9 protein-coding genes are annotated in these 8,258 nt (G+C 43.2%); 4 read left to right on the top strand and 5 right to left on the bottom strand.

What is annotated here, in order from left to right; translation table 11 throughout:
• The 4 genes from pcaF to AC5YCD_RS14150 form a co-directional block, all read left to right on the top strand.
• Positions 1 to 1,078, top strand: a 1,078-nt coding sequence (gene pcaF, locus AC5YCD_RS14165) for a 3-oxoadipyl-CoA thiolase (protein ID WP_496130648.1), incomplete at its 5' end; no start/stop codon positions are given.
• Positions 1,079 to 1,126: 48 nt separating this feature from the next.
• Positions 1,127 to 1,906 carry a 3-oxoadipate enol-lactonase gene (gene pcaD, locus AC5YCD_RS14160; protein WP_496130647.1) on the top strand — a complete coding sequence of 260 codons (780 nt, stop codon included), beginning with the start codon at positions 1,127 to 1,129 and terminating at the stop codon, positions 1,904 to 1,906.
• Positions 1,907 to 2,203: 297 nt separating this feature from the next.
• Entirely contained in the window at positions 2,204 to 3,685 is a 1,482-nt protein-coding gene (locus tag AC5YCD_RS14155) for a PAS domain S-box protein (protein WP_496130646.1), read from the top strand.
• Entirely contained in the window at positions 3,676 to 4,323 is a 648-nt protein-coding gene (locus tag AC5YCD_RS14150; protein WP_496130645.1) for a response regulator transcription factor, read from the top strand. Before AC5YCD_RS14155 ends, AC5YCD_RS14150 begins: the two co-directional genes overlap by 10 nt.
• Positions 4,324 to 4,372: 49 nt before the next feature.
• Here AC5YCD_RS14150 and AC5YCD_RS14145 read toward each other — a convergent pair whose 3' ends face one another.
• From AC5YCD_RS14145 to AC5YCD_RS14125, 5 genes are read right to left on the bottom strand one after another with little or no spacing between them, the layout of a single operon-like run.
• Positions 4,373 to 5,365, bottom strand: coding sequence for a 2Fe-2S iron-sulfur cluster-binding protein (locus tag AC5YCD_RS14145; protein ID WP_496130644.1), 993 nt, complete (start codon positions 5,363 to 5,365; stop codon positions 4,373 to 4,375).
• Positions 5,366 to 5,370: 5 nt separating this feature from the next.
• Positions 5,371 to 5,703: a non-heme iron oxygenase ferredoxin subunit gene (locus AC5YCD_RS14140; RefSeq protein ID WP_496130643.1), complete on the bottom strand. Its 333-nt coding sequence runs from the start codon at positions 5,701 to 5,703 to the stop codon at positions 5,371 to 5,373.
• Entirely contained in the window at positions 5,700 to 6,470 is a 771-nt protein-coding gene (locus tag AC5YCD_RS14135) for an SDR family oxidoreductase (protein WP_496130642.1), read from the bottom strand. Before AC5YCD_RS14135 ends, AC5YCD_RS14140 begins: the two co-directional genes overlap by 4 nt.
• The gene (locus tag AC5YCD_RS14130; protein WP_496130641.1) at positions 6,467 to 6,991 is read right to left on the bottom strand and encodes a flavin reductase family protein; all 525 of its coding nucleotides are present in this window, start codon (positions 6,989 to 6,991) and stop codon (positions 6,467 to 6,469) included. The genes AC5YCD_RS14135 and AC5YCD_RS14130 overlap by 4 nt, the downstream gene beginning before the upstream one ends.
• On the bottom strand, positions 6,978 to 8,249 hold the full coding sequence (locus AC5YCD_RS14125; RefSeq protein WP_496130640.1) for a styrene monooxygenase/indole monooxygenase family protein: 1,272 nt from the start codon (positions 8,247 to 8,249) through the stop codon (positions 6,978 to 6,980). The genes AC5YCD_RS14130 and AC5YCD_RS14125 overlap by 14 nt, the downstream gene beginning before the upstream one ends.
• Positions 8,250 to 8,258 lie beyond the last annotated feature (9 nt).

Raw genomic sequence — 8,258 nt, 5'->3', positions numbered from 1 at the left:
CATCAATTGGGAAAAAGTTGACGATATTATTTACGGCTGTGCCAACCAAGCGGGTGAAGACAACCGTAACGTCGGTCGTATGTCTGCACTGCTTGCTGGTGTACCGTATCAAGTACCAGCAACAACAGTAAACCGTTTATGTGGTTCATCACTTGATGCCGTGGCGATGGCAGCCCGCGCCATTAAAGCGGGTGAAGCAGACCTGATTGTTGCAGGTGGTGTGGAATCTATGTCACGCGCACCACTGGTAATGGGTAAACCAGAAAGTGCTTATGGTCGTAGTCAAAAACTTGAAGACACCACCATGGGTTGGCGTTTTATCAACCCAAAACTCAAAGAGATGTATGGCGTTGAAACCATGCCGCAAACTGCGGAAAACTTAGCGGAACAATTCAACATCAGCCGTGAAGATCAAGATAAATTTGCCTTCAACAGCCAACAACGTACCGCAGCGGCACAAGCCAAAGGTTTCTTTAATAATGAAATCGTGCCTGTGGTGATCCCACAGCGTAAGGGCGATGCAGTTGTGATTGATACGGACGAGCATCCACGTGCATCGACCACTTTAGAAGGTTTAACCAAGCTAAAACCTGTGGTAAAAGCAGATGGTACAGTAACAGCAGGTAATGCCTCAGGTATTAACGATGGTGCAGCAGCAATTTTGATTGCCTCTGACGATGCAGTTGCAACGTATGGTTTAAAACCGCGTGCCAAAGTGATTGGTGCAACGGTTGTCGGTGTTGAGCCGCGCATTATGGGCTTTGGTCCTGCACCTGCCATTAAAAAGTTACTGGCACAAACGGGTCTCACTTTAGAACAGATGGATGTGATTGAGCTCAATGAAGCCTTTTCAGCACAAGCATTGTCTGTAACGCGTGATTTAGGCTTGGCTGATGATGAAGCCCGTGTCAATCCAAATGGTGGTGCAATTGCACTGGGTCATCCACTCGGTGCATCGGGTGCGCGTTTAGTGACCACAGCAATCAATCAACTTGAACAAATTGGTGGCAAATATGCACTTTGCTCAATGTGTATTGGTGTTGGTCAAGGCATCGCTTTAATTATCGAACGTGTTTAACTATTAAAACCCCCCTCCCTTGTATAAAGGGAGGTCGGGAGGGATTCTATGCCTATTTTTACATCTCAAGACGCTGAAATTAATTACCAAACTTTTGGTGATGCCTTGAAACCTGCAATCGTATTTTCGAATTCACTCGGTACCAATTTCAGCATGTGGCAAGCACAAATTGAGTGCTTTAGCCAAGATCATTTTGTGATTTGTTATGACACGCGTGGTCATGGTGCATCATCAGCGCCAAAAGGCCCTTACACCCTTGATCAACTCGGTCAAGACGTTGTGAATTTACTCGATCACCTAAATATTGAAAAAGCCGCTTTCTGTGGGATTTCAATGGGTGGTTTAACTGGTCAGTGGTTAGCCATTCATCATGCAAACCGTTTTAGCCATGTTGTGGTATGCAACACGGCTGCCAAAATTGGTCAAGAACAGGCTTGGTCTGATCGTGCAGCACTTGTACGTGAACAAGGTTTAGCACCGATCGCATCGACTGCTGCAGGCCGCTGGTTTACTGAAGCCTTTGTTCAAAGCAACCCAGATATCATTGCAAAACTTTCAAACGACTTAGGAGCTGGCAGCCCCGAAGGTTATGCAAGTTGCTGTGAAGCTTTGGCGAAGGCGGATGTACGTGAGCAGCTTAAAGAGATTAGCATTCCCCTGTTGGTGGTTGCAGGTATTCAAGACCCTGTAACCACTGTTGCAGATGGTGAATTTATGCAACAACGCATTACAGGTAGCCAACTATTTGAAATTAATGCATCGCATATTTCAAATATCGAACAGCCTGAAGCCTTTAACCAAGCTATTACAGCTTTTATCCAGTCATAAATCTTTTGTGCTGAGTGAGTGTCCTCGATCTCAGCATATTTTTTCTACATAGATCATGCTCAAAAGAGCATGATTTTTTTATGTTCTAAAAGCGGTATATATTTTGCTTGAACTTTCATGATTTCTTCAGTATGACTGACGATGTAGCTTTATATGCTTAAAGTATACAAACTCTAATCGGTATGAATTGCAGTTTGTATGACTTTGCGCCAATATAGTACAACATAAAAAATGTTCATCACTGAAGAAGAACACCCTCTACCAGATAGCCGGATGCCATCAAGAGTAAGGAAAAACATGAGTAGTTTAAACTATTACAAAACCATCTTTGATCAAGCTGGTGATGCTATTTTTATTCACGATATCAATTGTATTGACTTTATTGATGTAAATCAGGCCGCACAGCAACTGACCGGTTATACCAAGGCTGAATTACAATCCATGAATGTTGAACAAATTAGTGTGTTCGAACATGGTTTTAATTTTCAACAAGCGTTGACTAAAGTCAAACAAGCCGCCCTTAATCAAGCGATCACCTTTGAATGGTTAATTTCATCTAAAACTAAGCGCAACATTCCTGTTGAAGTCTGCTTAAAAGTGGTTGAAATTTCTAATGAGCTTAAATTACTTGCCTTAGTACGTAATATTAGTGAGATCAAGCAATACCAATATGCGCTGCAATCCCAAGACCAATACTTTAAATTATTACTTGAGCACTCAGGTGATGGGATCGCCATTGTTGATATTCAAGGCAAATTGCTCTATGCCAGCCCATCCTTAAAAAGTATTTTAGGATATCGAGAGCGCTTTGTACTCAATAAAAATATCTTAAGCATTATTCATCCTGATGATCGTGGCCATGTTCGTAAAATGCTGTTTCAACCGCCAACCTGTGGTGACGAAAATCGTCTGAATTACAAGATTCTGCACCATAATGGACGCTGGTGCCATCATGAAGCGACTTATCGAAATCTACTTCAACATCCCAATATCCAGGGAATTTTAATTAATTATCGCGATATTACAGAACGAGTGAAAGCTGAGGAAAAAGCCCGTGCGCGAGAAAAACAACTTGGACATTTATCACGTTGTAAAACCATGGGCGAGCTTGCCACAGCACTCGCACACGAGCTTAATCAGCCTTTAGCCGCATTAAACAATTATATCGGTGGCAGTATTATTCGCATTCAACAAGGTCAAGCCAGTACACCAGAAACTTTAGTTGCCTTAAACTCAGGCTTAAATCAAATCCAACGCGTCAATCGTATTATTCAAAGTATGCGAAGCTTTTTACGCAAGGGTGAAGCGAATTTTCAAATTCACGCTGTGAATCATCTGATTCAAGAGCTACACCCTTTAATTAAGCTTAAAGCAGATCAAGGTGGATGCACGATTCATTATGAACTCAGTGTCTCGCCGATCTTTATTTCTGCGGATGAAACGCTCTTTAGTCAGGTTATTATCAATCTGGTCTTTAATGCAGTGGATGCTTTACAAAATAATCCTGAGGGTAAAAGAGACATCTATATCCGCACTTGGCAACATAACCAACATGTTCGGATTGCGATTGCAGATAACGGCCCTGGACTCGAAGGGCTAAATCCAGAACAAATTTTTGAATCTTTTTATTCAAGCAAAAAAAATAGCATGGGTATTGGCTTAACCCTATCTCGGAGCATCATTGAAAACCATCATGGTTACCTATGGGTCTGTGAAGGTCAGTCAGGTGCCATTTTTAATATTTCTTTGGCGGCACAGGAGCGTGCAAAATGTATTTAACCAATTCTCATGTTCCTGAGCCTATTGTATATGTCATTGATGATGATCAAGATATTTGTAATTCACTGACATGGTTACTCGATTCAGTGCAACTCGAAACCAAAATATTTAACAGTGCGACTGAATTTCTTAACTTTCAGCGCCCGCAAACACCTGCATGTTTAATCCTTGACATTCGTATGCGAGGGATGAGTGGCTTGCAATTACAACAACAACTCAATCAACAAAAAATCCGTATGCCAATCATTTTCATGACCGGTCACGGCGACATTCCCATGTCGGTCAACGCGATGAAAGCTGGGGCATTTGATTTTTTAGAAAAACCGTTTAATCCACAGCACATGCTCAATCAAATCCAAGCCTGTCTGCAACTTGCCGAACAAGACTTTATTGAAGAAGAGAAACGTCAAGAGCAGATGCTTAAATTAAAATCTTTATCACCAAGAGAAAGTGAGATTATTAATTTATTGGTCGATGGACTGTCGAGTAAACATATCGCACAAATGTTGAATATCAGCCATAAAACGGTAGAAATTCACCGCACGCATATTCGTCAAAAATTAGGAACTGAATCGATTGCTCAGATCATCAATATGGTCTTGATGTGTCGTGATCGCTCAATACCGGCGATGGGTTAACCATCGCCTGAGCGAGATAAACTAGCAGAAGAATGGGGGGTTCATTTCATTAAAAGAATCGATCAAAATGAATTTGTTGTTGTGGAATACCGGCTTGATGGGCCATTTGTTCAATAGATTTCACCAGCGGTGGCGGACCTGCACAGTAAATTTCATGCGCAATCAACTGTTCACCCAATACGTCATGAATCACGTCATGAATAAACCCCGAACGAACACCTTCGATCAACTCTGATGAAGTTGCTGGCACATAGTTCAGCCGCTCCCCCAATTCAGTCCAATCGCGTAATTGATTTTCAGTAAACAAATCACGTTGCTCACGTCCACCATGGAAAAACCAGACTTTATGATGTTGTAAATGTGGGTTAACTGCAACGCCACGAGCAATTGCCAACATAGGAGCAAGTCCAGACCCACCAGCCACACAGACAATCGGACGAGGTTGTTCTTGTAAATGCGCTAAACCGTACGGACCATCAATTTGTATTTCTGCTTGTTCGCGCAACTGTTCATCAAACAGTACATTGGTCATCTTACCATCAGGAACACGGCGGATTTGGAAGACCCATAAACCATCGTCATTCGGCAAATTGGACATCGAATAAGCACGAAGTAACTCTTGATTCACCCAAACTAAGGCATACTGTCCTGGAATAAATTGTGCAGGCTCATCGGATTGCAAATGCACTTCCAAAATATCGTGAGTCACTAATTGGACATGTTTAAGCTTCACTTTTTGTAATTTTGGAATCACTTTGGGTACGCATTTTTCATCTAAACGGAGCTTAATCACGCAATCCGATTTAGGACGACATTGACACGCCAGTAACCGACCTTTACGCTTATCACGATCACTGAGTCCAGGAGCATCCGCCCATAGGTTTTCCACTTCACCTGACAGGACTTCGATTTTACACGTCCCGCAACCACCCGCATTACATTCGTAAGGAATGCCTAGTCCTTCACGTAAGCCACCACGGAGCAATACATCATCCGCTGCGCAGTTGAATGTACCCTGACCTTCGATTTGAATTTTATACATCGGCATCACTCCACCAAATAGACGTTGTCTTCACGCACGATGGATTGATAGGTTTTCAGTGGAATCGTACATGGCGCCCCACAAGGTTCACCGGTTTTGATATCGAATACACCTGCATGAAATGGGCACTCCACTTCACAGCCATCAATTTCACCATCTGCCAATGATGCATCACCATGTGTACAGGTATCATCGGTGACATAGAACTCGCCATCTTCTAAATGAAATACTGCCAATGGCGGATAACCGTCAATGATGACTTGTAGTCCCTCACCCTGTTCCACATCAGAGGTTAAGCACAAAAATTTCTCAGCAACATTGGTCATTTTAATGTTCATTGAGTTAACTCCTCTATCGGTGAATCTGTCGCTTCAGGACCTAGAATGTGATAACCACCATCGGCATGAATCACACTGCCTGTGAGTAATTTTGCTTTCGGGCTACACAATAAACTTAATGCTTGTGCGACTTCCTCTGCATCTGCAATACGTCCTAACACATGGAAACGTCCTGCCACTCGATCAGTTTTGGCACGGTCTCCGCCAGAAATCATTTGCATGGGTACGGACCACGTCCAACCTAGTGAGAGTGCATGTACACGAATGCCGTCTTGCGCTAGATCGAGCGCCATGCTTTGTGTGAGTTGTTCCAAAGTTGCCTTAGACGCTGGATAGACCCAGCGTTCTTTTTGTGCAATACGTGCACTCACGCTGCTGATATTAATTACTGCACCATCGGTACTTTTTTTCAAAAGTGGTCGACATGCCTGCACTAATGCTGCGTGACCAAATACTGTGACATTAAAGGTATTTTGCCAATCTTGACGTGTAGATTCAGATCCGTGATCTTCATACAAACACGCCAAATTCACCAAAATATCCAACTGTGTTAATTTGGCACTTAATGTACGAATACTGTCATCATTGCTAAGATCTAAAAACTCATATTGCGCTTGGGTTACATCTGCTACTTGCTGTCCCTGAGTTTGATTAATATCAGCAACAATGACCTGCGCACCTAAGCTTTTCAACTCTTGGACTACGGCTTGACCAATATGTGTCGCACCACCAGTCACCAAGACGACTTTTCCATTTAAGTCTGTCATGAAACCTCCTTGTACTCAGGCCATTCATTAAATTGACCCTTGCAAAACAACAGTGGACGTTGGTTACTGTGACGACATTGCTCAATTTTTCCTAAGAAAATTTGATGATCACCTGCTTCAATTTGTTGTTCACGTTTGCAGATAAACTGCACCACACACCCATCTAAAATAGGCGCTTTGGAATCTTGTATATTCCAAGTCCCATATTGAAACTTATCCGCAATCGGCTTAGCGAAGTTCAAGCCTACTTCCTGCTGCTGTGCACCTAAAATATTAATGGCGAAGTACTCAGCGCTTTCAAAAACAGATCGGCTGGGAGAATGATTGACTAAACTCCATAACACCAATGCCGGATCTAAAGACACTGAACTAAAAGAGTTAATCGTCAATCCTACAGGTTGTTGATCTTGGTCTAAGCAAGTGACAATCGCCACTCCTGTCGCAAAGCCACCAAATGCCTGACGGAGCGATTTTGCTTCCGCCAGATCAACATCCTGCCAAAAGTGTTCAGGCAGCTGCATGTTGAAACTCCTTTCTTGACAAGTATTCTTGTGCCCCAGCTTCTCCATCTACCGCTGGCCAGAAACCACATGGATTATTGAAATGCCCCATAAAATCATCCGCAATCGCTTGGTTTTGCGATGCTGCGCCTAACACTTGTAATAAGCTTTCACTTGGGGGGGTTAACAACAAGTTAGTGAATTCTGTGGTATATCGACCTGACTTTTCCCAGAATTGTTCAAAGACTTCAGACATCCAATCTGCGCTAAACGCTTGATCGCCACGCGCTAAAATTGCCTCAAGATAATGTTCAACCATTCGGGTTGCATTGTTCGCACCTTGACCAGCAATTGGATCATTGACAATCACTGTATCCCCGATGCCCCAGATTTTCGCGCCATTGTCTAAGGTCGCAACAGGGTCACGGACTTCTGGACGAAAAGCACCCTTGAGCCATGCATTTGGATCACTTAATTCCATATTGTCAGGCATACGGAAACTTTGGTCAGGGGTAACTTTGGCAACTGCTTCTTTCATGCGTTGCACCATTTCTTCACCAGATGTCACATCATCAAAGATATCCATTGGACCATTCGGTACACACTCAAATAAGAAGCTACGGCATGGCCCATGTGTATGACTGTAGAACGGCATGCTGAAGTATTCGCCTGCACCTGCCACAAAGTTAAAATGCAAGGTCTGAGATGGTTGACCGTTCCAGCTATTTGGACCACAAAGATCGTCACCGACGACAAGTGCTGCAGCCAATTTGCGCGGAGGGGTGTGATGTACTGAGCGCGATTCGTTGCGCTTGAACAAACTGGTGATATTGCCCTTACCTGCAGCCAAAATCGTCAGGTCATTTTCTGCAGTGATCACTTGCAAATCTTCTGGACTGACATTTTGAATAATGAGCTTGCCACCACGGCGTGGATATTCCTCTAACCAACGGTGATATTTGGTTCGCTGATCCATGGCAATACCGTCATTTTTATGTAAATAACCTGTCACAGGTAACATGATCTCGCCGTTTGGTGCGCGAAAATCGACATGCAGCGCTTGACCGCGATGCGCTTTACCATCCCAAAAATTCAAACCAAGTTTACGTTCGAACTCTAATGTATTGGCAAAGAACATTGTGGTACTCACCATACGGCCGTGTAACAATTCATCCGCAGGGCGATCTACATATAAAGTGACATCATATTTGTTTTCGAGTAGCGAGAACGCCAATAATAAGCCTGCTTGTCCACCACCGATAATTGCAATTTTTCTCATCTTAAACTC

The sequence above is a fragment of the Acinetobacter sp. CY05 genome, from assembly GCF_059515805.1.
This window is presented reverse-complemented; position numbering and strand designations above follow the sequence as displayed.